We start from the raw sequence: 25179 nt of genomic DNA, 5'->3' as shown, positions 1-25179 counted from the left end.
AAAATTTAAATGATATGATGAAACGGATATTTACAGTTAGTTTGTCGGTATTAATGGCTTTGCTTGCATTTCAGGCTTGTGCGCAAAGTGATGCTGATAGTTCACGAATAAGTGCCACGGAATTTCAGGAAAAAGTTAAAGAAACGCCCGGGGTAGTTATTGATGTGCGTACCCAAGAAGAATACGACGAGGGTCATCTGGCCAACGTCGATCACCAATTTAATTTGCTCAATGGTGATTTTGAGGCTTCCTTGGATTCCCTTGATAAAGGGGAAACGTATTATCTTTACTGCCGAACAGGTAATCGAAGTGGACAGGCCACGGAGCTGATGAAGAAAAACGGATTTGAGAATGTATATAATATTGGCGGTTTCCAGGAATTGGTAGATGCAGGCGTAGAAAGCAAGAAATAACAACTTCCCGCCGAATTGATTGCGAAATTTGGAATAGGGAGCTCAATACAGATGGGCTCCCTATTTTTATCGTTTAGTTATGGCTTAAGGAGAATTCTACGCTTTTGACTTTTGGGCAAGGATACGAATAACATCGGCGGTACCTTCGTGGTGTTTCCCTTCTTCCAGATCTATTTCAGTAGCCTCAGCAAGATTAATTTGCAGGGCTTTGAAATCTTCAAGCAGTTCATATAAATCGTAAAGCATTTCGAGATTTTTCGGGCCTCCAGAATCATTGCCAAGTTGGTCTTTTGAGAAAGCTTCCAGTAGTAAGTGTCCGCCCGGTTTTAACCCCTCAATAAGCTTTTGGTGAATCTCTCTTCTTTGAGATGTATGCAGATGTGCATAAATAAGGGCAATGCTATCATAGGATTCTGCTTCTACTTCAAAGTCGTTAAATTTGCAGATGGTGTAATTAATGGTCACGTGATTACGTTTTGCCAACTCCAGGGCTTTCTTACGGCCCTTTTCGCTGATGTCAAAAGCATCAACCCGCCAACCCTCGCGAGCGGCGTAAATAGCATTCCGACCTTCGCCCTCAGCCGGTAAGAGTAATCGACCCGGTTCTAATTGGTCAATTTGTTCTTTGAAAAAGCGATTAGGTTGCGTGCCGTAAATATAGTTTCCACTTGAATAACGATCGTCCCAAAATTGCTTGGCCTCTTGTGCAGTTCGCATGATTATTGATGGTTATTGGTTTTGAATCTGTTTTGCGCTAAATGTTAGTGCTGTTTGAATCAGGCTTTTTTATTAAGTTAGTATCACAGGTAGTTAAGAAAAATTAGATGAATAACTCATGAAATTAGAGTTAAAGATTCCACCTGTAGCTAATGCCCTGATTATTGCTGCCGCCATGTGGTGGATTGCATTGTATCTTGATTTGAGTTGGGCGGTTTTTGATACCAAATGGTGGGGAACGGTTTTCTTTTTAGGTCTGGGTGGAGCTTTTGGGTTATTGGGGCTGGTCGAATTTTACAAAGAATCCACGTCCATCAATCCACATAAACCGGATAATACCAGTAGTTTGGTGACAAACGGTATTTATAGCATCTCCCGAAATCCTATGTACGCAGGATTATTGCTGATATTAGTGGGCTTTGGTTTTTACCTTGGCAATGTGTTGGTGTTTGTGATGATCCCGATATTTGTAGCATATATGAATCGCTATCAGATTGCTCCCGAAGAACAAGTGATGGACGAAAAATTCGGGGATGAATATCAAAAGTATAAAGCCGAAGTGCGACGCTGGTTTTAAGTAATTTTAAGATGATAGGGTCCGCAAGAAAGGTAACCCCTACTAATTATTGTTCAGCCAGATCGATCATCCACTGGGCAAAATTAGTCGAACTGTAATCGGCAATGCCCTCCTTTTTATAAACCACTTTTCCTTGTTTTGAGATAATATACGTCGTGGGCAGATACTGGCTTCGAAATTCTGCGGGCAGGCTTGATGCCGGGAAATAATAGGGCATACCAAAATCCTTTCTCTTCATAAAATTGACCGCCTTTTGGGGTTCTTCATCCATCGATAACAGAATAAAACGGATGTTTTTATGACCAGCCACATTGTTATAAAGGGTTTCAATCGTGGGCATTTCAGCTACACAGGGTGGACACCATGAAGCCCAGACGTTTACAAAGAGGACATCGCCGCGAAAATCGCTCAGTGATGTGGTTTCGCCATTTGTTTGTCGCATCGCAAATTGGTAATCCGAATCAGAAAGCATCGGACCATCAGTAGTGGCAATTTGTGAGGTATCAGCATCAAAGAACCCGGTCCATAGCATGGCTCGTTGCATGGTGCCCAGCACTTCGGTATGTAATCCTGTAGCATAGAGAATAGCTCCGATAGCAAAAATTACGCCCCACTCAATAAGGCTTTGTTTCCAGCCCGACTTTTTACTTTTTTCTGTAGAACTCATAACTCAAATGTAAAAAATTATAGGTTATCGATTGGCCAACTTAGTGAGTATGGGTTTTAATTTTTCTTTTGTGAGCATGCCGGGCGCCACATATTCTACCTGTCCTTTTTTGTTGATGATTAACGTTGTTGGAATCGCGCGAATGGGACCGTATTGACGAGAAACATGTCCATCATCAACCATAATGGGATAATTTATACCCATTTCATTGGCATAGGGACGAACTTTTTCCCAGCCTTCTTCATCCAGAGAAACACCGGCAAATAGAACTCCGTCGTCTTTCATTTCCTTATACAGCTCCATAAAATCAGGAATTTCCTTGCGGCAGGGCCCACACCAGGTTGCCCAGAAATTTAGTACTACCACCTTTCCTTCATGATCGGAAAGCGTAAACATATCGCCCTCCATGGTTTCGAGTGTGAAGTCAGGTGCCTTTTTAAATTGCTGTTGAGATGAATTTTGGGCGCTTGCTGGTTGTCCCGTAGCTGTTTGTGTGTTATCTGATGGTTGTTCATTAGGGGTGCCGCATGCTATTATTAGCAGGGCTATCGAGATGAAGAAAAATTTGTGCGTTGGAAATCGAGAAAAGTTCATAATCAATAATAATGGTTAGTTGGAAATTTCTTTTGCCTCAAAGGCGGGTAGTTCTGATTGTTTTCGCTTGGTAATATCCGGAATTGGTACCTCGCAGGCTGTTCGACCACTTATCGTAGCGGGATCAATCATTTTCCCGGAATTAAGGATTGTAGAATTATCCTTTTGTTCGCTAAATAGATCATGAGCTGCTATGCCAAACAGTATAACTACGGCAATCAAAGGAATAAGCTCTTTGCGTTGTTTTAAGTACCTCATAGTTAACAGATGCTGTTTAAACAATACTGGGATGGTATTTGCCCAGCAGTATGGTTTTTAAAGCCTGAATTTATTACGGAAAGGCAGCAAGGATTAACCGAGCCGAGGAGGATCGGGCTCTTGGAATACAAAAGCCTGGGATGAGAATGTAGGTTTGTAAATGCCGATTGTAACTTCTTTCCCTCCCGGATTAAAAGAAAAATTGCTTTGGGCTGGAAGGATATTCATCAATGAGTTACAGCTTGTAATAGTTTTTAGAGGGGCATCATCGGCATTCGATTTGGAATCATGTTCAAAAAGGGGATCAACGTCTCCGGAAGGATTAGAAATACTCCCATTAGAGAGCTGTTGGCAAAGGGTGTCTGACCCTGAATGGGAACTGCCAACGTTGCCTAACTGCACCACATTTTGCTGAAATATAGTACTGCCTACAGCAAAAATAAGGGCAAAAAAGAAAAAGTGTTTTATGGTGTTATTCACTGGGCCGTTTGATGTTTGGTTTCTGAAGCCAATCAGTTTTGAAGGTATTAAAAATGCTGTTCTTTATCTATCGATGTTCGATGGAAGTATTGCCTTTTATAACACGGATGGACATAAATTATTTTACAGAATCCTAATTCGAAATTTCCTTAAAAGAACTTACTTTTTGGCCTAAGAAAATTTTACTAAAAGCTGACGACTTATGAAGTTAATGAACACCCTTTGCAGTATTTTTCTCATGTTTTTGCTATTTACTTCAGCTGGATGGGCACAAGAATTTCCCGAATCTAAACCCACAGCTGATAATCCCAAGCTGGTGGTGGGTATTGTCGTTGATCAGTTGCGCTATGATTATATTCCGTTGTACTGGGATAAGTTTGAAGACGGCGGTTTCAAGCGATTGGTTAAGCAGGGTTTTAGTTTTAATAACAATCACTTTAATTACTTTCCAACCTATACCGGGCCGGGGCATGCATCGGTTTATACGGGCGCAACACCATCGGTAAACGGTATTGTTGGAAACGCCTGGTACGATCGCAGTATCGACAAGAGCATGTATGTGGTTTCTGATTCCACAGTATCATCGGTTGGGACCGATAACGACGCCGGAAAAATGTCGCCCCGAAATCTGTTGAGTACTACGGTTACCGATGAGCTAAAATCAGCAAGTCCCGAGAGTAAGGTCATTACTGTTTCAATCAAAGATCGGGGTGCGGTGCTGCCGGCGGGACATCTTGGCGATGCCGCTTACTGGTATGACAGTGAGACCGGTAATTTTGTGAGTAGTTCTTGGTATATATCTGAGCTGCCGGAGTGGGTACAGAACTTCAACGAAAAAGGGTTAGCCAAAGACTTTGCCAATAGCACGTGGGAAACGCTGTTACCTATCGGTCAATATGCCGAAAGCAATGAAGATGACACGCCGTATGAGGCTACCTTTGAAAATGAGGATGCGCCCGTGTTTCCGCATGATTTGGGAGCCAACCGGGGAGACGATTACGGAATTGTTAGTTCATCGCCATATGGAAATACGCTGATTGCAGAGCTCGCAAAATCGGCTATTGAAAGTGAAGATCTGGGATCCGGAGAGGCAACGGACTTTCTGGGCGTTAGCTTTTCATCAACTGATTATGTGGGTCATAGGTTCGGGCCACATTCTATTGAGCTGCAAGATACCTACTTGCGATTGGATCGGACTATTGCCGATTTGCTGGATGATTTGGATAAAGAGATTGGCAAAGGAAACTATGTGGTGGTTTTAACTTCGGACCACGGGGCAGTGGATGTTCCGCAAGAGCTGATCGATAAAAAGTTACCCGGCGGTTATTTTGACAGTGACACCGCTGTTGAGGAACTCTCGGTATATTTGAAAACAGAGTTTGGTGACCAAGAGTGGGTTGAGGATTATATCAATCAGCAAGTGTATCTGGATCGTGACCTGGTGCAGAAAAAAGGACTTTCACTGAAGATTATACAGGAAAAAGCGGCTGATTTTCTGCTTCAGTTTGAGGGTGTACTTTCAACGAATACAGCTCATAACCTGCAGTATAAAAATTACAGCAGTGGACAGCAGAAGATGTATCAAAATGGATTTCATTACGGTCGATCTGGAGATGTATATATTCAGCTGAAGTCGGGTTGGTTGGATTCGAATTACCCGACGGGTACATCCCATGGATCACCATATAATTATGATACGCATGTGCCACTCATTTTTTATGGATGGAATGTACCTCAGGGTCAAAGCAGTCGAAAAACGGTTATACCACAAATTGCTCCGACAATTTCCAATATGCTGAATATTGCATTGCCAAGCGGTTCAGAAGCGAATATCTTGCAATTTGAGGAGTAGGGTAAATGTAAGTTTGTAGGATTGTTGAAGGGCGGGATTTTATCCCGCCTTTTTTATTTAATGAGATAAAAGCCCAGCCAGACAAAAGCAATTCCTAAGATAAAACTGGCGGCGGCATATAAAAAAGCGTATCCGGTTTGCTCGTGTTGGAGCAACGAAAAAAATTCGTAGGAAAAGGAAGAGAAGGTTGTAAATCCTCCACAGAAACCGGTTGCTAAAAGCAGGCGCATCGATTTATTTAGATCCCCTTCAAGTGCGGCTGCGATGATGATTCCGATAAGAAAAGAACCGGCAATATTTACGGTAAGTGTGCCGAAAGGGAAGGTGGACTGCGTGCTAATATTCATATAATGGGTAATGAGATAGCGAAAGATGCTACCGAAAAATCCGCCGATACCAACCGCCAGTATGGATTGTAGCATAAGATAACTCCTGTTAAGTTATTTCTTTAAAAATTATCAGTGGGTGTCATACTGAACTTATTTCTGCACGAGTAATTATCCATGTATATGCAGACCTTGAAAGGAGTCCAGGAGACACAAATATTTATTGTTTACAGGAGTCATCAGTTCCGAGGGTAGTCGGAACGGTTGAAGGCGAACTCCATCACCAACGCAAATTTAAGCAATGTGTTATTGTGATGCCATTACTTGCGGTAATAGTATGGCCCATTAAAAACTAATTCTGAATTTGTACAGGGACAATAGTTTCTATGGTACCCACGTGGGCAAATTCCAAAGAAAGTTGCAGAGAGTCTCCAACAGCTACCTCTCTTGTTAAGTTGATGAGCATGAGGTGCAGCCCGCCGGGTTCGAGCTGTAATTTTTCTCCGGCCGGAATGACTTGCTGTCCCGCAGGTTGCATGCTGGTGGTACCGTCATCATTTTCGATGGATTTGTGCAGTTCTACTTTTTCGGCAACATCGCTGCTGAAAGATACCAGCGTATCGGTGGAGGCCGTACCGTTGGAAATACGCAGGTATGCAGCGCTGTTACCCTGTTGTGAGCCGGGACGTGCCCAGGCGTTGTCGAGGTCAACTTTTCCGAGAACGACTTCTTGCTTTGATTCGGAGTCGTTCGAAGAGTTCGATTCCGAACCACATCCCAAAAACAGGAAACAGCCGGATAGTGAAATAAGCAGTAGGTATGTTATTGATTTCATTCTGATCGGAGGTAATTAATGTCGTCTTTGACATGTTCGGGTTTTACGCGGTGCGCGGGATATTCGGCGCGGATATATCCGTCTTTGTCCATCAGGTAAAGGGTGTTTGAATGACGCATGGCGTAGTTGGTGCTGTCGTAGCCGAGGGAGTCGACGATGACTTTTTGGGCAACGATATCGAGTTTATCAAGTATTGAATTAATGGTGGTTGTATCGCCGGTAAGCATGGTAAATTGACTGTTGAGCCCATATAGGTTTTTGTATTCGTTAAGGGCTGAGGGGGTATCGCGTTCGGGATCAAAGGTAATTTCGATGAAGTTGATTCCGCTGGTGTCATCAAGCTCGCGCTGGATGTTGGTCATGTTGGCAGTAATGACTGGACACACATCGGGACAGTTGGTATATATGAAGGTGATGAGCGAAATATTGCCTTTGTAATCTTCAGGGAAATCGACCTGTGTACTGTCGGAATTACGGAGTTGAAAAGTGTCGCTGCTGAGGTCGTACAGTGGGTCGGGTCCCCCACAGGCAGAGATCATACTGATAAGAATAATTGCGATGAAGAGTGATTTTAGCGAAGAGCTCATAATTAGCTGTTTAATTGCAGGGACTTTCGTGGTGTTCCTCACAGGGTTCGAGTTCGAATTCGAGGGTGGAGTGGTGAATATCAAAGTTCTTGGCCAAGAGACCTTTAAGGGCTGATTTTATGGATTCCATCTGTCCAATATTTTCTCCGTCGATAACGACGTGACTTTCTAATAAGATATTTTTTTCGTCGAGCCGCCAAACGTGCAGGTGGTGAATATCGAGCACGCCGTTAACGGTAGCCATGGCTTGTTGTACGCTGGGAATTTCGATATTGGCAGGGGTGCTTTCCATCAAAATGTTGATCGTCTGCCGCAGCATATAGTAGCTGTGCCAGAGGATATATCCGGCAATGATGAGTGTAAGAATGGTATCAATGATATACAGCTTGTACCAGAGGATGAGCAGACCGGCAATAATGACACCTACTGATGAAAAAGCATCTGATAAAATATGGATATAGGCGCTGCGCAGATTTAGGTTTTCTGTGGAATCGCGGTAAAGTAGTATAGCAGTAATAACATTACCCAGCAGTCCAATAATGGCTACGATGAACATCACCATGCCGTCGATGGGCTGGGGATTATAGAAGCGTTCAACACCTTCTTTGATCAGAAAAAGAGCAATGATTACGAGCGTAATGAGATTAATAAAGGCCCCGATAATCTCGGCACGCTTGTAGCCGAAAGTTTTGTCGCGATTGGCTTCTTTCTTGGAAATTTTGCGAGCCACCAGGCTGATACCAAGTGAGGTGGTGTCATTAAGATTGTGAAGCGCATCGGAAAGCAGGGCCAAACTGCCGGAGATAAGTCCGCCAATAAATTCAGCAGCAGTTATAATAAAGTTGAGTATAATGGAAATCCAAAGACGGCCAATGGTTTGGTCTTCGCCGTGGTGATGATGTCCGTGGTCGTGCGAATGTGCCATGGTAAAGCGTTAAGAAATCAGATAGCAAACTAACAGCTCTTTAATAATGCTGATTATAGCAATCGAAGATAAAGAAATCATGAACAATAGTATATTGCTATAGCCTTACTGATTTTTGAACATAGCTAAGTATGGCTTATACGCTTATTGTTTTTTCTCCTCATTAAGTAATTGCTGCATGATAATGCGAGCACTTTTTCGGGTAACCGTTCGCATACTGTCGCGCGGGGCGTTATCACTGATTTCATAGGTCACTGCATCAGCGCCAAATGTGTGGTAAATCCAGTTTTTGGTGATAGGTGAGTTCGGCGGAAAAGGCTCTACTTCAATGGGATAGTCAGGAAACTCCTGTTTTAAGGAGTCAATCCACTGGTAAGTAAAATTGTCGGGAAAGGTTTCTACCTCACGATTTATGGGATAGAAAATATTTTCATCAGTGGAGTGGAAGTCGATGCCGTAATATATTTGTCGCAGGCTATCATCTTTTAAGGGCAAAAGATCATCGCGGATAGCGCGGGTTTCAGGCTGGTTGAAATTTTCCCAGTCGCGGTTGAGATCTACACCCCGCGCATTATAGCGCCAGTGGCCCTGTTGCACACCGTCGGGATTGGCAAAGGGATAGGCCCAGATTTCAAAGTTTTTTCTGAAATCACGAGCCAGATCTGTATCGGAAGACAGTTCATTGATAAATGCTTCGGTACCCAGCGCTCCGGTGACTTCCGGTGGATGCAGGCGTCCGGTTATAATCATGACTCCAAGTGACTTATGGGGTTCCGCCTCACTAATGGTTAGTTTCATTATGGGGCGCTTTTTATGTGAAAAGCCGACGGTATCAGGAGTAATAAATGATTGTTGAGACAGTGAATCGAGCCAGCTTTTGTATTTATTCCATGTAAACAACTCTTGCGCTGAAACCCATAGGGGCTCCTCTTTGAGGTTGAGTGTCAACGTTGCGGTTCCATTTGCGCTATCAGTCGAAAAGCTGGTACTGTCAATAGGTTGCCAGTCGTTGCCGTTTTTACTGAGTTTGGGAAGGTATCGGTGTTCTCCGTGTTCGTATGTTAATTGCAGGTCGATGGTATCGGGTCGAGTGCTCCAGATTTGAAAAGCATACCACGGACTATTATTAATTTCATTACGCTCGGGTTTGATGGTCACGCGATACAACGAATCATTAACTTGGTAGAAGTCGCTCATCCGTGCACCGGAAAAATCATTGCTGACCCAGATATTACCGTCATCGACGCCAATAATGCGTGTATATTGGGGATTGGTTTCTTTATCCGAGGTTTCGGTAACGCCTTCGGGGTCATAGGAATAGCCTGAAAATTCTTCGGAGGTTGAGCATCCCAAGAAAGATATGAGGAGGCAAAATACTGTTAGAGCATGAAGGATTTTGTTAGTTATTCTCATGAACAGGGTTTCGTGGTTACGCTTAATTTAGTATCGAAAGTACTATTCAAAATGCTTAAAATCATTGTTAAATATTCTGTGTTTGTTTTAAGTCGATTTACTAACCGTTAGATAAATTTTATTATTCTTTCACTTTTTTTGATCATATCTTCAAGTTTATTTGTACAAAATAAGGTCAAGATCTTTGTGCGGCTAACTGTCCTGCTGAAATATATATCCCTGACTATACTGATAGCATCTTTCGGTGTTACATCAACGGTTGCCCAAAATAGGTCGGACGCGTCTGAGAGAATTCCCCAGGTGTGGAGCGTTTCTTTCGAAGGCAATACTTCTTTTACAGGAGTAGTGCTGAAAAGCCAGATTTCTACCGAGGCACCGGGATTTGGAGAAAAATTAAAATTCTGGGATAAAACCGGCTTTGAGTTTAATGAAAAAGAGGTAAAAAGAGATGTGATTCGCATCCGTAATTATTACCAACGGCGGGGATTCATAAATGTTGAAGTAGGATATGAGGTTAATACGAAAAATAAGCCGTGGAAACGTGCGGTTATTTTCAGGGTAGAAGAAAACAATCCCGTCCGAATTCAAAATGTCGAGTACGAAATTAAAGGCGATGATAAAGATGTGCGACGGGTCTGGGAGAGCCGTACTTTTGGCCGTGCCCAAAGCCAGCATTCATATCAACAAGGGAACCGCTATGCAATCATAAAAGAACCTGAGGTGGTTGGACGTTTTTCGGATGTGATTAAAAACCTTGGATACGCATACGTTGATGTTAAAGTTAATGCCGCAGTGGACTCTGCTGCTCTTTCTGCGAACCTATCCATCCAGGCAGATTTGGGTCCCCAAACGTATATCGACTCGATACAAGTAGAGGGTATTGAAACTGTTGACAAGAATTATGTATTGCGCGAATCCTCGTTGCACCGAGGTGAAGTCTTTAGCCTAAATAAACTACAGGAAGCTCAGCAAGAGCTGTTCAATCATCATTTATTTCGCTTTGCTACTATCAGTATTCCTGCTCAGCCCCAAGATTCAACACTTAATTTATTGATGCGCATTCGAGAAAATGAACAGCGTTCGGTTGAGTTGCTGGCAGGTTTTGGAACTGAGGATAAATTCCGCGGACAGGCCAGCTGGACACATCGTAATGTGGCTCACCGGGGGCATAAATTTAATGTTTTGGCCCGGGCATCATTTATTGAGCAATATGTAAATATGGGATATCAGTTTCCCTACATTTTCAATACCAAAAGTAGTGTTATTATATCTCCCTTTGGTCAGCATTTGTTGGAAAGTAATTATGAATTGCTGCGTGCAGGTATTACCAATAGTTTTATCTATCAGTATAGTCAAAATTTGACCGGTTCAGCCTCGTATGAGTTCACAAAAAACAAAGAGCTCTCAAGACAAAGGGATATTAGTCTGCCCGATACCACGCTGGAATACGATCTGTCATCATTACAACTGAGCGGTTACTACAGGCAGGGTTATGGCCGAGAGCAAGAAGGATGGGTGATACAGCCTTATCTGGAATACTCGGGATTTTTTGGATTTGCCTCATTTAGTTTTCAGAAGGTTTCAGCAGATATTCGTCGTTTTACGAGACTTTCGAGCTCCACGATGTTGGCTACCCGGCTGCAGGGGGGCGGGCTATTTCATGCTTCTTCGGATTCTCTGCCAAGTAATATCCGTTTTTATCTTGGGGGGACAAATTCAGTGCGGGGATGGTACCGCAATGAATTGGGACCGAAAAGAGTCCGGGGCGACAGTACCGGTTTTAATACATACGTTCCGCTGGGAGGTAAGGCGATGCTTGGATTTAATGTGGAAGTTCGTCAGAAGTTAAATTTTTTAATTGATGGCTTTGGCATGGCCGCCTTTTTGGATGGCGGACAGATATGGGAAACGTTTGCCCGTATTCGCCAACGGCCTATACAATTTGGGATAGGGGGCGGACTTCGTTATCAATCACCGCTGGGACCCGTAAGAGTTGATATTGGTTATAAACTAAATCCTACCAATCAGGATTTAGATATTTACCAGGGGACGAATTACGGCAACGCATGGAATCGTATAGGCATTCATTTTAGTATAGGACAAGCATTTTAATGGATCAGCAGAATAATAGACATAGCACTTTAGGACGTTGGGGAATGCGGTTGCTTTGGCTGTGTTTGTCAATTATCGTGTTGGGATTGATTCTGCGCCTATCCTTAAAAACAGCCTTTGTGCAAGATCGGGTTCGAGAAGCGATTGTATCTACAGCGAATGGACAACTCAATGCGCAACTGTCTATAGAAAAGTTATCAGGTGATTTATGGAAAGATATCACCTTGTCCCAGATATCATTATCCCGTGAAGATACCATTGCCAGCGTCGATTCTGTGCATATTTCGTACAATATCTGGGCGTTATTGGGTGGAAAGATCGATGTTGCTGATCTGGAAATCTATCAACCCACATTGCATGCCATACAAGATGCAGAAGGTTGGAATATTGAGCGTTTGGCGGTCGAGTCATCCGACACAACAGAATCATCATTGATGGCATTTCGCATTCAAAATTTTATGCTGGATAATGGTACTGTTTCTGTTACATCCGATAGTCTGCCAATGGGATCGAGCTACCGTATCCGCCAAATGAATATTGCAAGCAGTATTGGATATGACGGTAGTGCCTTTGAAGTTAATTTGCGTGATTTCTCTTTGAAGATTACGGAGGCAGATCTGGAGCAATCCCTGAATGTAGAAGCCATGGCTTCAGCAAAAGAGCAAAGAGTAACGCTCGAAAAGTTGGTGGTAGCAACAGGAAAGTCCATTGTTGAAGCTAATGGCTATGCCAATATGGCTGATACGAGCCTACAGCTTGGTATCGCATCTACACCCATTTATTGGTCGGATATTACTGGTATTATGGAGGAATATCCTATTCGTGAAAACCTGGATCTTACATTTTCAGTAGAGGGAAGTCCGGAGCAGTTTAATCTTGGTCTTTTTATAGATGGCGAAGGACTACAATCGTTTGAAATGCGCAGCCGGGTTGTTTGGCAGTCTGATGTAGTTGTTGAACAGCTTACCACCACAGCTGAATCAATAAATTTGGCCTCACTTTTAGCGGATTCCACGTATCCCCGTTTTAAGAACTTAGATGCTGCATTTGACGGCCGATTGAATATTGCTGATTTAACGAACGCTTCAGGCGAACTATCCTTTTCGGCCTCGCAGATTGAAAGTGATCCTTATAAGCTGCAAAAATTATCGGGCCGTGGATCGGTCAAAAACCAATCTCTTGCCTTCACTGTAGAGGCGGTTGAAGATCAGCAAAGCATGATGGCAGAATTGTCCGCCCGGGATATTTGGTCGGAACAGCCTTACGTAAAAGGTCGCGTGCGGGGTAAAAAGGTAAATCCGGGTCATTGGTTGCAAGATACGACCTATCAGGGAAACCTAACCTTTGATTTATCTTTTGAGGGCACCGACTGGTATCCCCAGAAGGAGTTATGGAAGTATAACGGGCGTATGCAGCAGGGGACGTTATTAGGGCATACCATCACCAACGCAAAAGTAAAGGGACGAGTTGGTAGTAACGAAGTTTCCATAGATGGGGGAATGAATTTTCATAACGGGCGTATTGATATGGTCGTATCGCTGGATGACATAACGACAATGCCCTCGTATGAATATCAGTTAAAAACAGAAGGGTTGGACCTGGGTGTGCTGTTGGCAGAACAGAATTTTAGCACATCAATAAATGGTCTGTTCAAGGGGAAGGGAACTGGTTTTGACCCTGCAACGATGCAGCTTCGTTCAACGTTAGAGGTCAATTCTTCTGTTATAAATGGGGAAAACGTCGACACGATTTTTGGTGATTTCTCTATTCAAGATAGCGTTGTAACGGTGGATAGTGCCCGCATAAAAAGTGGCATCGCCGATGGAGGGGGCAGTGTTCGATTGAATATGCTGGATCGATATAATGCGAATAACGAACTGCTGTTAAATTTACAGCTTAAGGATTTGACATCTTTGGCCTCTTTGGCAAATGCCAACGAATTGCAGGCGGTGGGAGATATTAGTGGAACACTAAGTCCGGCCCAGAATGAAGGGCTACGATTTTTGGGAAGACTGGATGTAAATGAGGTTGTTTATGATTCGCTTTTTCTGGCTGATCGTGCACAAGGATCGGTGGATATCAACTTCGGGGAGAGGTTGCTTTACCTGGCGGACTTGAATTTGCAGGAACCGGTATTTTCGGGCGTTCGGCTGCAGAACTTAAGCCTTAAGGCACGAGGTAATTATTTTGAAGACTCAGCTGAAGGGCAGTATGACTTTCAAGTTTCAAGTTCGACTGAAGGGCGTATCGAGCAATCCGGCACTTATCAGGTTGCAACAGATTCCATTAGAATAAATACCGATGAATTAAATTTCATTAGTGATTATCGAATGTTGACGCTCGAGGAGTCTTTTGAGCTGCAGTATCAAAATGAGATCCTGCGTATGGATACGCTGCGTATCTCTTCTGGGGACGGATCATTTTTGGAGATCGGATTACCGATAGTGAGTGCAGATGAACAACGTGGTTTTGTAAAAGGCAATGCCCTAAATACAGCTGTTATTCAAAGCAGTTTGTTGGGAGAGACTTATTTTCAGGGGATGCTATCGGGAGAATTTAATATTGATCGCCGGGATACCGATTTGTCGGCTAAGGGCAAAATGTTATTATCAGATATTAACTTTGAAGGTGCCAGTTTTGATTCACTGTTGATCTCTACTGATATAGCCGATGAGCGGATGCAGGGTACTGTATCGCTCAAAGATCAAGGGGATGAATTAATTAGCGGGGAAACTAATTTGCCCTTTAAGCTTGGAGATCCCGAGACCTTTGAGGAGGACTTTTTTAAAGAACCGGTGTCGGGCGATTTGAGGGTGTCAGATATTTCAATAAAGCGTTTCCAGTCATATTTTGAAGGGATCGAAAATACGGAAACGAGTGGTCTTATTTCGTTTTGGGGAACTCTTGACGGCACAGCCGAAAACCCTGAATTTGATGCTGATATGATCCTTAAAAATGCGGTGTTGTCGGGTGTTGCCATTGATTCCATTACGGCAGGAGCAAATTACCGGCACATTGACGAAGAGCTTACCTTGGATGCTTCAGTGATGTCGCTAAAGCAGCAGGCTGCCCAAATTAGTGCTCGGTTACCCCTGTTTATTGATATGAAAACTTTTCAAGTGGATTTGCCGCAGCAAAAAGATCACATTGCTGTCAATATTGAAACGGATGAATTTAATTTAAGGGCACTGAATGATTTTATAGATCCGCTACTGGCCCGAGAGGTAAGGGGTAGGCTTAATGGTTCTGTACAGGTCAAAGGCGCAATGGAAGATTTAAAAACAGATGGATATCTGGAGCTGAAACAGGGTAAAGTTAGATTGGTGCCGGCCGGAATTACGGTAGAGAACATTACCACAACTGCAAATTTTGCCCCCAACCAAATAAAGCTTTCGTCATTTTCTGCAAAAAGTGGTAACGGTAATATTAAAGCCAGCGGTACACTGGCGTTAGAAAAACTGATTCCAGGAAATATTGATCTCAAGGTGACTGCCCAGAATTTCCGGGCCGCCAATACCGCAGAATATAATGCAGTTGTAAATCTTAATGCTCGAACACAAGGAACGGTAACGAGTCCAAAGGTTACGGGAAGTCTCGATTTTCTAAGCGGGTTTATTAAGTTGGACAATTTTGGAGAAAAGTCAGTCGAAAGCGTAAGGCTGGATGCTGAGGATGGGGAAGATTCCTCGATAAGTGTTTATGACTCCTTAGCTTTGGATGTGGATGTTGGGTTTAATCGCCGGTTCTTTATACAGAACGAGCGTTATCTGGAAATGGAAATTGAGCTGGACGGGATGTTGGATTTGATGAAAAAAAGTGGAGGAGATCTTGAACTTTTTGGTGATATGAGTGCTTCAAATGGGTATGCACGTCCTTTTGGGAAACGATTTGATCTGGAAGAAGGGGTAGTAACGTTCAGTGGAAACCCGGAAAATCCCCAGCTTCGAATACGAACAAAATATGAGCCCCCTCAAACGCAGGAAAATATTGTGATCTGGTATATTATTGAGGGTACCGTTGAGGATCCCAAATTCAGATATGAGAGTCAGCCGCCCATGGAACTCGAAAATATTATCAGCTATACGCTTTTTGGCCAGCCTTTTTATGCCTTGGATTCCTGGAAACAGGTGGTTGCCAGTTCCGGGAGCAATACGACGGCCGCCGATGTGGCTTTAGATGTATTACTGGACAGGGTGGAAGCGCTTGCTACTCAACAGCTGGGGATCGATGTAGTTCGAATTGATAATACACACTCAGGGGGCGAAACGGGGACGTCTGTTATGACAGGGTGGTATCTTAATCCTAAGGTATTTTTTGCAATCCAAAACGTCATTACGGGCTCCACCCCTGAAACAGGATTTTTATTGGAGTATATGTTGCGGAAAGATCTTAAATTAATTCTCCGACAGGGTAATAATATTCGTCAGGGCGTGGATTTAAAGTGGAATTATGATTATTAGGTTTAGTATTGAGTGGCTGAGCCATTTTAAATATGTCATGCTGAACTTGTTTCAGGATCTCGGTACATTATAGCAGAACACATCAAATGAAGTAATTACAATATAGAAGTATGTATTCAAACGAAGATCGTAAATTAGCGAGGAAAATTTTAGAATTCAGCTGTGAGCTGGAAAAAGGTCAAAATGTGATGTTACAGCTGGTGGGGTTGAATGGCATAGGCTTGCTTCGGGCACTGGTAGAACACGCCCGGGAGATGGAAGTTAATCCTTACGTACAGATTGAGGACACGGAAATTCGACGACTGCTCGTTGAGACCGGCGACAAAAAATTCTGGAAAGGACAAGCTAAAAACGACCAGCTACCTCTCATGAAAAAGATGGATGCTTTTGTGGGAGTTCGTGCTGCACTTAACATTTACGAGCAGGCCGACGTCAGTAAAAAAGCCAATAAAGCTTACGCTGATTATTTCGTGGACCCGGTACATTATAAAGAGCGCGTCAATAATACCAACTGGGTGGTGCTGAGGTATCCGTCAGAAGCATTTGCCATGAACGCGAAGATGCCCACTCAGCGATTCAGAGAATTTTATTATAAAGCCTGTCTATTGGATTATACCGAGCTTGCCGAAGCGATGCAGCCTCTCCAAGACCGGCTCGAAGATACCGACATGATTCGCCTCGAAGGAGAGGGAACCGACGTTTCGTTTTCGGTAAAAGGGCAGACGTGGATTCCCTGCTTTGGGAAGCGCAATATTCCCGATGGAGAGTTGTTCTCGTCCCCCATTTTATCATCAGTAAACGGACATATTACGTATGCTCCCAGTGTATATCAGGGCAAACCATTTGAATATGTTAAACTGGAAGTGCGCGATGGAGTGGTAATTGATTCGGATTCTTCAAATAATGAAGCACTTGAAGATATTTTGGATACCGATGCCGGGGCACGCCAATTCGGGGAGTTTAGTTTTGGATTGAATCCCGTTATTGAGGAACCAATGTACGATATTCTGTTTGATGAAAAGATTTATGGTTCGAACCATCTAACCCTTGGTAATGATTACGAGATCGCTCCTAATGGTAATGAGAGTAATATCCACTGGGATCTGGTATGTATCGGCGCGGATGTATACTTGGATGGGGAGAAAATTCGTGAGGGACGTAAGTTTATTACCGATGATTTAAAAGGTTTGAATCCGGAAAACTTACTGTAAATATAAATAGCGCGGGAATAATTCCCGCGCTATTTATTAATCATCAGTGATAACTAATTGTTGAACTATCCTGCCCAAGCTTCGGCATCGTCATAGACTTCAGCAAATTCGATATGTTCACCATCCTTGCTGATGGTAGCCTCGAAATGCGTTTCAGTTTCTTCCACGCGCTTGATGAGTTCGGTAGCCAGCTCATCGATAATCTTCGTTTGGATAAGTCGTTTCAGCGGACGAGCACCATAAACGGGATCGTAACCGCGGTCAGCCAGCCAGTCTTTAACATTATCAGAAACAGACAGCGTGATACCTTTTTTATCAAGCATCTTGTGAACACGTTTCAACTGGATATCCACAATTTCGCGGATGTGTTCTTTTTCCAGCGGATGAAATACGATTACATCATCCACGCGGTTCAGGAACTCCGGACGAATCTGTTTTTTGAGTTGATCCATCAGTTGATCCTGCAATTTATTATACACTTCATCAGTAAATTCACCGCCGGTTTCCTCAATCTTTTCAGAGATCAGGTGCGATCCGATATTGCTGGTCATTATGATGATGGTGTTGGTGAAGTCCACTGTGACTCCTTTGTTATCGGTTAAGCGGCCTTCATCAAGCACCTGCAACAGCATGTTGAATACATCCGCGTGTGCTTTTTCGATCTCATCCAAAAGTATGACCGAGTAAGGTTTACGTCGCACAGCTTCAGTAAGCTGGCCGCCTTCGTCATATCCAACATATCCCGGAGGTGCACCCACAAGTCGGCTGACGCTGTGGCGCTCCATATATTCGCTCATGTCAATGCGAACCATGGCGTCTTCATCATTAAAGAGGAAGTCAGCCAGCGAGCGAGCAAGTTCCGTTTTACCGACTCCGGTAGATCCCAAGAAGAAAAACGAACCAATCGGTCGTTGGGCATCCTGGAGTCCGGCGCGTGAACGACGTACCGCATTTGATACGGTTTCTACGGCTTGATCCTGTCCGACAACACGTTTGTGAAGTTCTTCTTCCAGATGCACCAGTTTTTCACGTTCACTTTGCAACATCTTGCGCACAGGAATTCCGGTCCACCGTGAGACGATATCAGCAATATCCTCATATTCCACTTCTTCTTTCAGCATAGCGCGACCTTCCTGTACTTCCTCAAGGTTCTCCTGGGTTTCCTCAAGGTCTTTTTCCAGCTGATTGATGGTGCCGTATCGCAGCTCGGCAACTTTTTCATACCGACCTTGCCGTTCGGCTTTTTCAGCTTCATTGCGAGCTGTTTCAATCGCCTGTTTTAGGTCGCGTGTTTTCTTGATAAGATCTCGTTCCGTATCCCATTGGTTGCGCATGGTGCTGCGCTTTTCCTCGAGATCTGCAAGCTCCTTCTCAATATTTTCAATTTTTTCCTCGTTCTGATCGCGTTTGAGTCCCTCGCGCTCAATTTCGAGCTGACGAATTTGTCGCTCAACCTGGTCCAATTCTTCCGGCATGGAGTCAATTTCCAAACGCAGCCGTGAAGCGGCTTCGTCAATCAAGTCAATGGCTTTATCCGGCAGGAACCGCTCACTGATATAGCGATGTGAGAGTTCAGCAGCAGCAACCAGGGCTTCATCACGAATTTTGACCCCGTGATGCAGCTCATATCGCTCTTGCAAGCCGCGCAAGATCGAAACCGTATCTTCCACCGAGGGTTCATTGATCAAGACTTTCTGCATGCGTCGTTCCAAGGCATGGTCTTTTTCGATATGCTTACGATATTCATCCAAGGTGGTAGCACCGATGGCATGTAGTTCTCCGCGTGCTAGCGAGGGCTTTAGGATATTAGCAGCGTCCATAGCTCCTTCGGTAGCACCGGCCCCTACAAGGGTGTGAATCTCATCAATAAAAAGGATGATTTCGCCGTCTGAATCATTGACTTCGTTTACAATTGCTTTGAGGCGCTCCTCAAACTCACCGCGAAATTTGGTCCCGGCCATCAGGGCGCCCATGTCAAGGGCAATAATACGTTTTGTTTTCAGGCTCTCGGGAACGTCACCTTTGTTGATGCGCAGGGCAAGACCTTCGGCAATAGCGGTTTTACCAACGCCGGCTTCACCAATCAGAACAGGATTGTTTTTTGTACGACGCGATAGGATCTGCATAATACGACGGATTTCCTGATCACGTCCGATCACTGGATCGAGCTTGTTTTTTTCGGCCTGTTCGTTCAGATCACGCCCATATTTTTTAAGAGCATTGTAGCGGCTTTCAGCATTGGGATCATCCACTTTCTGTGAGCCGCGTACATCTTCAAGTACTTTGAGCACATCGTCTTTTGTGACGCTATTTTCTTTCAACAAGCTGCCGGCTTCACTCTTGGACTCCAACATCCCAATGAGTACGTGTTCGGAGCTGATATATTCATCCCCCAGATTATCAGCCGATTTTTGGGCGTTATCAAACACCTCTTTTGAATCGTTGGAAAGATATTGGCCCGAAACAGAAGCTCCTTTTACTACAGGGAGCTTATCGATTCGTCGCTCAAGTTCAGACTTTAACTGCGGCAATCGAACACCCAGCTTATTTAATATGGTATTGATTACATTATCAGAATCAGACAGAAAAGCCATCAGAAGATGGGTGGGACTCACTGCCTGGTGATTATTGCTGGAGGCCAATTCTACCGCTGCTTGGACAGCCTCTTGTGCTTTAAGTGTAAGTTTATCTAAGTTCATAATAAGTCAATACTTAGGTGAACATTTCTTTTTTGATTATTTCACTATTAAAGAAGCCAATACCGTACCGAATCCTAAGATATGCCTAAATTTCAGTGTTGCGGGTCTTTAATCTGACGCTTTTCGGAGCAAACTGCCATTTAGGAAAGACAGAGAGCCTGTTTGGCAGTCGACTGACAGTATGTTATTCCACTAAGGATATCTTGTTATTAATGTTCATATGTTGAATTTACATTATGCATTTTGTGTTTTTAAAAGTAAGTATAAACAGATCAAACAGGTTATGAGAGAACTCCAGAAATCAGGAATAACAATTGAGTTAAAGCGTGGGGATATTGCTAATCAATCGGATATGGATGCCGTTGTGAATGCCGCTAATGCCGAGCTGCGAACCGGCGGTGGAGTAGCAGGAGCAATCCATCGGGCAGCGGGACCTGAGCTCACCGAAGAAACAAAGTCGATGGCGCCTATTGAGCCGGGCGAAGCAGTTATTTCCGGCGGACATAACTTGCCGAATAAGTATATTATCCATTGTTTGGGACCAGTGTATGGACGTGATAAACCTGAAGAGGAACTACTTGCCAATTGTTACAGGAATGCCCTTAAGCTGGCCGAAGAACAAAAAATTGAGCGGATTGCTTTCCCGTCGATTTCGACGGGTGCTTTTGGCTATCCCATGAAAGATGCTGCACGGGTGGCTTTTCAGACTATTCACGATCGCATCGATGCAATGGAATATGTCTCAGTAATACGATTTGTACTTTGGGGCAAAGATGCAATGCAAATACACGAAGAGATGATGGATGAGGTGTTTAAATAAGATTTACTGGATGTAATCTGTATTTAAGGGAATATCCATCTGGGTGTTTAATAAACTACAAGCGTGGATGCTTTAGGGAGTGGACGTGTTATTCCCGTAAATTCCATTCAATATACCGGCCAGTCGAATGCCACCTTTAAGAAGCTGAAGTTCCAGTAGGTCACGATTTTCATACTGATATTTATAGCTGATTTGGCGATCCTTAGGGAGATCATATACCTGATCACGCAGCTCCATAGCCTCTTTAGCCCAATCGAGCACCCCGCTGCTTTGCCATTGATTAATTTGTTTTTCAGTAGGATGATTTATTGCAGCAGAAAATTCGGTATAACTTAATTGGGTGTCGTCGATCATCTCACTATCCCATACACGGTGCAGGTTTGACTTATCATAAAACCACTCAACTTCGGTAGCATTCCCGCCGTGATCTTCACCATTGCCCACATGCAGGGGTTGATGGATATCCCCAACCAGGTGGATGAGCATTTTTAGTTTTTTCTTTTCTTCCTTGGATGATAAACTTCCGCTTTTCAGTTCTTTAACAAATGTTCGGATGGCGTTGATGAGGTCGCCATTTGGATTCTTTTCCGCTTCCTCATAAGTCATCCCATCGGGAATGGTAACCCAATGCCAATCGTGGGTATGGTCGTATGCCGGGTCAGATTTTATTTTATCCATCCAGGTGCTGGCGATAGCCATTGATTCGTGACCGAGCACGCGATCAATTTCTTCCTGTGCCTCCGGAGACAGGTGATCGGCAGCAATATCGCCCACAATGCGATGCCCGTTTTGCCCCCAAAAATTATTGTGTATAAGATCATTGGCTGGGAAAAACAGCAGGGTTGAAATCAAAAGAATGAAAACCATAATCAAAACAGTTGAGTAGAAAGTTTTATCGGCAGATGAATATCCCTACTTTTTGGAAGAAAGGTAAATGCTTTTGGTATTTTTAACATCATTTTCTGCAATGTATACTTTACTCGATCTTGGATTTATTATTTTTCATACCGTCCTAATCCTATTTAATCTTTTGGGATGGATGTGGAAATCAACCCGACGCTGGAATCTTGCCACCTTACTTATAACAGCATTTTCTTGGTTTATATTGGGAATTTGGTACGGATTCGGCTATTGCCTTTGCACCGAATGGCATTGGCAGGTGCGACAGGAATTGGGATATACCGACATGCCCAACTCGTACATCAAGTTTTTGATAGAGCAACTAACTGGTGTCGATCTCAGTGCTGTTCTGGTAGATACCGCAACAGCAATTTTGTTTTTTCTGGTATTGGTTATCTCTATTTATGTCAACTATCGAAATTTTGAGAAAAGGCGATAGTGTAGTAAGGACTGTAAAATAAAATTGATATGAGCGAATACCCCCACCATTTTAGTTGATAAAATTGCGCCTGTTACTGTTTTGCCAACTCCTTAAATAATTTCTCTTCTTCCTCGGATAGTTTTTCCGGCACCTGAATTTGGATACGAACAAATAGGTCGCCTTTCTTTGAAGAATTGCGAAATTCGGGCATGCCCATGCCACCTAACCGAAAAAGCTTTCCGCTGGAAGTACCGGCTGGAATATTCAGCTTGGCTTTGCCAGCAATGGTATCGACTACCGTATCGCCGCCCAAAACAGCAGTGTATAGATCTATTGCGTGATCGTAGTAAATATTATTTCCTTTTCGTTCATATCCTTCAGGCATATCAATATTTACAGTTAAATAAAGATCACCCCGGGCTCCGTTAGATACTTTACTTTTGCCTTTGCCTTTTAATTTGAGACGTTGCCCATCTTTAATACCGGCGGGAATTTTTATTTTCATTTTTTCCCCACCGACTCGAACAGTTCGAGAGGTGCCCTCATAGGCATCTTGCAGCGGAATGGTAATTTTGGCTTTAAGGTTCTGTTTGGCATTCGAAGTCCGGCTGCCTGCATTACTTTGATAGCGTCGTCCCTGCGTACGCTGCTGTTGCGCCTGTTCAAATGGATTGCCTCCCCCTCCAAAAATAGTTTCAAAGAAGCTTGAGAATCCGCCGCCCCTGCCACTGCTGCCTCCGCGGCTGCGGGCACCGCCACCACCAAATAGATCATTCAGATCAAAATCGGTTTGATAGTTTTGCTGGCCGCCAAAACCGCCGCGGCCTTGACTTTGCCGAGCATAATCCTGCCAGTTAAATCCGTCGGCCGAACCGCCGGCACGCTGATATTTTTTCCAATCTTTGCCGACTTTGTTATAAAGTTCTCGTTTTTCAGGATCTTTTAACACTTCATAGGCTTCACCGACTTCTTTAAATTTTTCTTCCGCGGACGGATCATCAGGATTTTTGTCAGGATGGTATTTGGCCGCCTTCTTCCGGTAGGCCTTTTTAATTTCATCTTGTGAAGCACTTTTGCTGACGCCGAGTATGTCGTAATAATTTTTGTATTCCATAATGAAATTATGCCATTATAGAGCTTTTCTTTAATTGCATTAGTAATTAGAGCAAATAAGGTGCCACAATCCAAAAGCTAACGTTTTGTCAAAAAATGTGATAAAACTCGTCAGCTTGTCATAAAAAAAGCCCTCCGGCGAACCGGAGGGCTTTTTATCAGGGACTGTATTAACTTCTTAGAGTTCAAAAGCTATAAGTTGACTGTTGCCACCGGGCATAAGTACCCGAAGCAATACAACTTCTTTTCCTTCGTCAACAATCTTTTTCATTGCTGTGTTAAAGTCACGAGCATCAGAAATTTCTTGACGATCGACTTCTGTAATAACATGCCCACGTCTAAGACCCTGTTGATAGGCCTCACTCTGCCGTGATATCTTCGCTACAATAACGCCATTTTGATTTTGGCTGAGTTCAAGTTCCTCAATAATGCGGGGAGTAAGATCTTCAACAGCAAATCCTAACTTTTTCTGCATGCTTTCACTTTGGTCTTGGCGCTGCTGATTGGCAGCCATATCTGTAGGCAATTCACCAAGCGTAACGGTTACATTTTTTTGTGATTCATTACGTACGATACCAAGCTCTACCTTAGTTCCGGGAGTGGAAGTGGCAACTTTTGTTCGAAATCCGCTCCAACTTCTGATGGGTTCTCCATCTATGGTTTGGATAATATCATCCTCACGCAACCCGGCTTTATCGGCTGGACCATTATCTTCAACCTGGCCAACAATAATACCATATGCTTTATCGAGTTCAAGGGCTTTAGCCATCGTGCCGTCCACTTCACCGCCCGAAGTTATACCAAGAAATCCACGAACAACACGTCCATTTTCGATGATAGATTTCATTACGCGCTTGGCAATATCCACCGGTACGGCAAAGCCGATACCGTCACTGCCACCCGAACGCGATGCGATAGCTGAGTTAACACCCACCAATTCGCCATCCATATTTACCAGCGCCCCGCCTGAGTTACCGGGATTAATGGCAGCATCAGTTTGAATAAAGTTCTCATAACCAGCATTGCGCTGCTCGAGGATACCGATGCGTCGATCTTTTGCAGAAACAATTCCCATGGAAACAGAGTGGGCTAAGTTGGCTTCCAGCGGGCTACCGATCGCGAGTACCATTTCGCCCACACGGAGCTTTTCACTGTTGCCAAGCTTAATAACATTAAGGTTCGATGCATCAATCTTTAAAACAGCAATATCGGTAAGGGGATCGGTGCCAACAATTTCTGCATCAAATTTTTTATCGTTAAATAACGTAATCTGTATTTTGTTAGCATCTTCAACGACGTGATTATTTGTTAAGACATATCCATCCTTGGAAACAATAACCCCGGAGCCATGTCCCTTCCGTTCAAATTCTTCCGGTTGTTGACGCGGATCTCCAAAAAACTGGCTAAAGGGATTGGGGCGCGCTTCTACTTTTTGTGTGACATTCACTGTTACTACAGCCTGTTTCGATTTATCAGCGATATCAACAATGGCATTATTTAGTTCGCTGATGGTCTTTGATGGGGGGGGCTCTGATTGCTCAACACCTTTATCAGAAGAAAATCCAGGCAGTGAAAGTATCGAGGCATTGTTAGTCTGCATATCAACGGTATAAAAACCGATGAGGAGTACGGCTACAAAAGCCCAAAGTAAATTAGATGAACGAACTTTTTCCATAATGAATGTTCTTTAAATCAAGATTAATAATATTTTGAATATCTGACAGTTCAATAAACATCCGAGAGTGGTAAATTATTGTACAGACCGACGGAAAAAAAGAGGCGGGAGCTGCAGTTCATAG

Annotated in this window: 22 protein-coding genes and 1 riboswitch; of the genes, 8 read left to right on the top strand and 14 right to left on the bottom strand. The window is 43.6% G+C overall.

Annotation, left to right across the window (positions count from 1 at the left end):
• Nucleotides 1–14 precede the first annotated feature (14 nt).
• Complete coding sequence (locus tag ACQ76V_RS06795; protein ID WP_440999733.1) at nucleotides 15–413, top strand: rhodanese-like domain-containing protein; 399 nt, start codon at nucleotides 15–17, stop codon at nucleotides 411–413.
• A gap of 96 nt (nucleotides 414–509) precedes the next feature.
• Here the strand turns inward: ACQ76V_RS06795 and ACQ76V_RS06790 are convergent, their stop codons facing one another.
• Entirely contained in the window at nucleotides 510–1130 is a 621-nt protein-coding gene (locus ACQ76V_RS06790) for a class I SAM-dependent methyltransferase (RefSeq protein WP_440999732.1), read from the bottom strand.
• Between the two features lie 118 nt (nucleotides 1131–1248).
• Between ACQ76V_RS06790 and ACQ76V_RS06785 the strand changes: the two genes are divergently transcribed.
• Nucleotides 1249–1707: a methyltransferase family protein gene (locus ACQ76V_RS06785; RefSeq protein ID WP_440999731.1), complete on the top strand. Its 459-nt coding sequence runs from the start codon at nucleotides 1249–1251 to the stop codon at nucleotides 1705–1707.
• A gap of 46 nt (nucleotides 1708–1753) precedes the next feature.
• Here ACQ76V_RS06785 and ACQ76V_RS06780 read toward each other — a convergent pair whose 3' ends face one another.
• The 4 genes from ACQ76V_RS06780 to ACQ76V_RS06765 all read right to left on the bottom strand — a co-directional run bounded on the left by ACQ76V_RS06780 (nucleotide 1754) and on the right by ACQ76V_RS06765 (nucleotide 3706).
• A complete protein-coding gene (locus ACQ76V_RS06780; RefSeq protein ID WP_440999730.1) occupies nucleotides 1754–2374 on the bottom strand; it encodes a TlpA family protein disulfide reductase in 621 nt (206 codons plus the stop codon).
• Nucleotides 2375–2398: 24 nt separating this feature from the next.
• Nucleotides 2399–2968 (bottom strand): TlpA disulfide reductase family protein, encoded by a 570-nt coding sequence (locus ACQ76V_RS06775; protein WP_440999729.1) that lies wholly within the window; start codon nucleotides 2966–2968, stop codon nucleotides 2399–2401.
• Between the two features lie 15 nt (nucleotides 2969–2983).
• Complete coding sequence (locus tag ACQ76V_RS06770; RefSeq protein ID WP_440999728.1) at nucleotides 2984–3226, bottom strand: hypothetical protein; 243 nt, start codon at nucleotides 3224–3226, stop codon at nucleotides 2984–2986.
• Between the two features lie 93 nt (nucleotides 3227–3319).
• On the bottom strand, nucleotides 3320–3706 hold the full coding sequence (locus ACQ76V_RS06765; RefSeq protein ID WP_440999727.1) for a hypothetical protein: 387 nt from the start codon (nucleotides 3704–3706) through the stop codon (nucleotides 3320–3322).
• A gap of 202 nt (nucleotides 3707–3908) precedes the next feature.
• Here ACQ76V_RS06765 and pafA point away from each other — a divergent pair, with 202 nt between their 5' ends.
• Nucleotides 3909–5558 carry an alkaline phosphatase PafA gene (gene pafA / locus ACQ76V_RS06760; protein WP_440999726.1) on the top strand — a complete coding sequence of 550 codons (1650 nt, stop codon included), beginning with the start codon at nucleotides 3909–3911 and terminating at the stop codon, nucleotides 5556–5558.
• 53 nt (nucleotides 5559–5611) lie between these two features.
• Here the strand turns inward: pafA and crcB are convergent, their stop codons facing one another.
• The 5 genes from crcB to ACQ76V_RS06735 all read right to left on the bottom strand — a co-directional run bounded on the left by crcB (nucleotide 5612) and on the right by ACQ76V_RS06735 (nucleotide 9644).
• Entirely contained in the window at nucleotides 5612–5980 is a 369-nt protein-coding gene (gene crcB / locus ACQ76V_RS06755) for a fluoride efflux transporter CrcB (protein ID WP_440999725.1), read from the bottom strand.
• Between the two features lie 127 nt (nucleotides 5981–6107).
• A riboswitch (Fluoride riboswitch) is annotated at nucleotides 6108–6178 on the bottom strand.
• 58 nt (nucleotides 6179–6236) lie between these two features.
• Nucleotides 6237–6719, bottom strand: coding sequence for a copper chaperone PCu(A)C (locus tag ACQ76V_RS06750; protein WP_440999724.1), 483 nt, complete (start codon nucleotides 6717–6719; stop codon nucleotides 6237–6239).
• Nucleotides 6716–7306: an SCO family protein gene (locus ACQ76V_RS06745; protein ID WP_440999723.1), complete on the bottom strand. Its 591-nt coding sequence runs from the start codon at nucleotides 7304–7306 to the stop codon at nucleotides 6716–6718. The genes ACQ76V_RS06750 and ACQ76V_RS06745 overlap by 4 nt, the downstream gene beginning before the upstream one ends.
• Before the next feature lie 10 nt (nucleotides 7307–7316).
• Nucleotides 7317–8231 carry a cation diffusion facilitator family transporter gene (locus ACQ76V_RS06740; protein ID WP_440999722.1) on the bottom strand — a complete coding sequence of 305 codons (915 nt, stop codon included), beginning with the start codon at nucleotides 8229–8231 and terminating at the stop codon, nucleotides 7317–7319.
• A 144-nt stretch (nucleotides 8232–8375) separates the two neighbouring features.
• The gene (locus ACQ76V_RS06735; RefSeq protein ID WP_440999721.1) at nucleotides 8376–9644 is read right to left on the bottom strand and encodes a M14 family metallopeptidase; all 1269 of its coding nucleotides are present in this window, start codon (nucleotides 9642–9644) and stop codon (nucleotides 8376–8378) included.
• 186 nt (nucleotides 9645–9830) lie between these two features.
• Here ACQ76V_RS06735 and ACQ76V_RS06730 point away from each other — a divergent pair, with 186 nt between their 5' ends.
• The 3 genes from ACQ76V_RS06730 to ACQ76V_RS06720 all read left to right on the top strand — a co-directional run bounded on the left by ACQ76V_RS06730 (nucleotide 9831) and on the right by ACQ76V_RS06720 (nucleotide 17427).
• Nucleotides 9831–11756, top strand: coding sequence for a BamA/OMP85 family outer membrane protein (locus ACQ76V_RS06730; protein ID WP_440999720.1), 1926 nt, complete (start codon nucleotides 9831–9833; stop codon nucleotides 11754–11756).
• Nucleotides 11756–16216, top strand: a complete 4461-nt coding sequence (locus tag ACQ76V_RS06725; RefSeq protein ID WP_440999719.1) for a translocation/assembly module TamB domain-containing protein — start codon at nucleotides 11756–11758, stop codon at nucleotides 16214–16216. The genes ACQ76V_RS06730 and ACQ76V_RS06725 overlap by 1 nt, the downstream gene beginning before the upstream one ends.
• A 110-nt stretch (nucleotides 16217–16326) precedes the next feature.
• Nucleotides 16327–17427 (top strand): aminopeptidase, encoded by a 1101-nt coding sequence (locus ACQ76V_RS06720; protein ID WP_440999718.1) that lies wholly within the window; start codon nucleotides 16327–16329, stop codon nucleotides 17425–17427.
• A gap of 65 nt (nucleotides 17428–17492) precedes the next feature.
• On the opposite strand, the gene clpB is transcribed toward ACQ76V_RS06720, so the two are convergent.
• Nucleotides 17493–20126 carry an ATP-dependent chaperone ClpB gene (gene clpB, locus ACQ76V_RS06715; RefSeq protein ID WP_440999717.1) on the bottom strand — a complete coding sequence of 878 codons (2634 nt, stop codon included), beginning with the start codon at nucleotides 20124–20126 and terminating at the stop codon, nucleotides 17493–17495.
• Nucleotides 20127–20409: 283 nt separating this feature from the next.
• On the opposite strand from clpB, the gene ACQ76V_RS06710 reads away from it, so the two are divergent.
• The gene (locus ACQ76V_RS06710; RefSeq protein ID WP_440999716.1) at nucleotides 20410–20946 is read left to right on the top strand and encodes a macro domain-containing protein; all 537 of its coding nucleotides are present in this window, start codon (nucleotides 20410–20412) and stop codon (nucleotides 20944–20946) included.
• 72 nt (nucleotides 20947–21018) lie between these two features.
• On the opposite strand, the gene ACQ76V_RS06705 is transcribed toward ACQ76V_RS06710, so the two are convergent.
• Nucleotides 21019–21813, bottom strand: a complete 795-nt coding sequence (locus ACQ76V_RS06705) for a S1/P1 nuclease (RefSeq protein ID WP_440999715.1) — start codon at nucleotides 21811–21813, stop codon at nucleotides 21019–21021.
• A 100-nt stretch (nucleotides 21814–21913) separates the two neighbouring features.
• Here ACQ76V_RS06705 and ACQ76V_RS06700 point away from each other — a divergent pair, with 100 nt between their 5' ends.
• Complete coding sequence (locus ACQ76V_RS06700) at nucleotides 21914–22285, top strand: DUF2784 domain-containing protein (RefSeq protein ID WP_440999714.1); 372 nt, start codon at nucleotides 21914–21916, stop codon at nucleotides 22283–22285.
• A gap of 73 nt (nucleotides 22286–22358) precedes the next feature.
• Here ACQ76V_RS06700 and ACQ76V_RS06695 read toward each other — a convergent pair whose 3' ends face one another.
• Both ACQ76V_RS06695 and ACQ76V_RS06690 read right to left on the bottom strand, forming a co-directional pair.
• Complete coding sequence (locus tag ACQ76V_RS06695) at nucleotides 22359–23381, bottom strand: DnaJ C-terminal domain-containing protein (RefSeq protein WP_440999713.1); 1023 nt, start codon at nucleotides 23379–23381, stop codon at nucleotides 22359–22361.
• 177 nt (nucleotides 23382–23558) lie between these two features.
• Entirely contained in the window at nucleotides 23559–25055 is a 1497-nt protein-coding gene (locus ACQ76V_RS06690) for a Do family serine endopeptidase (RefSeq protein ID WP_440999712.1), read from the bottom strand.
• Between the last annotated feature and the right edge of the window lie 124 nt (nucleotides 25056–25179).

It is taken from the genome of Fodinibius sp. SL11, from assembly GCF_052060035.1.
Classification (GTDB): domain Bacteria; phylum Bacteroidota; class Rhodothermia; order Balneolales; family Balneolaceae; genus Fodinibius.
This window is presented reverse-complemented; position numbering and strand designations above follow the sequence as displayed.

Bases quoted from the DNA above. Each gene is read 5' to 3' on its own strand.
- ACQ76V_RS06795 (WP_440999733.1), top strand. From the start codon at position 15: ATGATGAAACGGATATTTACAGTTAGTTTGTCGGTATTAATGGCTTTG.
- ACQ76V_RS06790 (WP_440999732.1), bottom strand. From the start codon at position 1,130: ATGCGAACTGCACAAGAGGCCAAGCAATTTTGGGACGATCGTTATTCA.
- ACQ76V_RS06785 (WP_440999731.1), top strand. From the start codon at position 1,249: ATGAAATTAGAGTTAAAGATTCCACCTGTAGCTAATGCCCTGATTATT.
- ACQ76V_RS06780 (WP_440999730.1), bottom strand. From the start codon at position 2,374: ATGAGTTCTACAGAAAAAAGTAAAAAGTCGGGCTGGAAACAAAGCCTT.
- ACQ76V_RS06775 (WP_440999729.1), bottom strand. From the start codon at position 2,968: ATGAACTTTTCTCGATTTCCAACGCACAAATTTTTCTTCATCTCGATA.
- ACQ76V_RS06770 (WP_440999728.1), bottom strand. From the start codon at position 3,226: ATGAGGTACTTAAAACAACGCAAAGAGCTTATTCCTTTGATTGCCGTA.
- pafA (WP_440999726.1), top strand. From the start codon at position 3,909: ATGAAGTTAATGAACACCCTTTGCAGTATTTTTCTCATGTTTTTGCTA.
- crcB (WP_440999725.1), bottom strand. From the start codon at position 5,980: ATGCTACAATCCATACTGGCGGTTGGTATCGGCGGATTTTTCGGTAGC.
- ACQ76V_RS06750 (WP_440999724.1), bottom strand. From the start codon at position 6,719: ATGAAATCAATAACATACCTACTGCTTATTTCACTATCCGGCTGTTTC.
- ACQ76V_RS06745 (WP_440999723.1), bottom strand. From the start codon at position 7,306: ATGAGCTCTTCGCTAAAATCACTCTTCATCGCAATTATTCTTATCAGT.
- ACQ76V_RS06740 (WP_440999722.1), bottom strand. From the start codon at position 8,231: ATGGCACATTCGCACGACCACGGACATCATCACCACGGCGAAGACCAA.
- ACQ76V_RS06735 (WP_440999721.1), bottom strand. From the start codon at position 9,644: ATGAGAATAACTAACAAAATCCTTCATGCTCTAACAGTATTTTGCCTC.
- ACQ76V_RS06725 (WP_440999719.1), top strand. From the start codon at position 11,756: ATGGATCAGCAGAATAATAGACATAGCACTTTAGGACGTTGGGGAATG.
- ACQ76V_RS06720 (WP_440999718.1), top strand. From the start codon at position 16,327: ATGTATTCAAACGAAGATCGTAAATTAGCGAGGAAAATTTTAGAATTC.
- clpB (WP_440999717.1), bottom strand. From the start codon at position 20,126: ATGAACTTAGATAAACTTACACTTAAAGCACAAGAGGCTGTCCAAGCA.
- ACQ76V_RS06710 (WP_440999716.1), top strand. From the start codon at position 20,410: ATGAGAGAACTCCAGAAATCAGGAATAACAATTGAGTTAAAGCGTGGG.
- ACQ76V_RS06705 (WP_440999715.1), bottom strand. From the start codon at position 21,813: ATGGTTTTCATTCTTTTGATTTCAACCCTGCTGTTTTTCCCAGCCAAT.
- ACQ76V_RS06700 (WP_440999714.1), top strand. From the start codon at position 21,914: ATGTATACTTTACTCGATCTTGGATTTATTATTTTTCATACCGTCCTA.
- ACQ76V_RS06695 (WP_440999713.1), bottom strand. From the start codon at position 23,381: ATGGAATACAAAAATTATTACGACATACTCGGCGTCAGCAAAAGTGCT.
- ACQ76V_RS06690 (WP_440999712.1), bottom strand. From the start codon at position 25,055: ATGGAAAAAGTTCGTTCATCTAATTTACTTTGGGCTTTTGTAGCCGTA.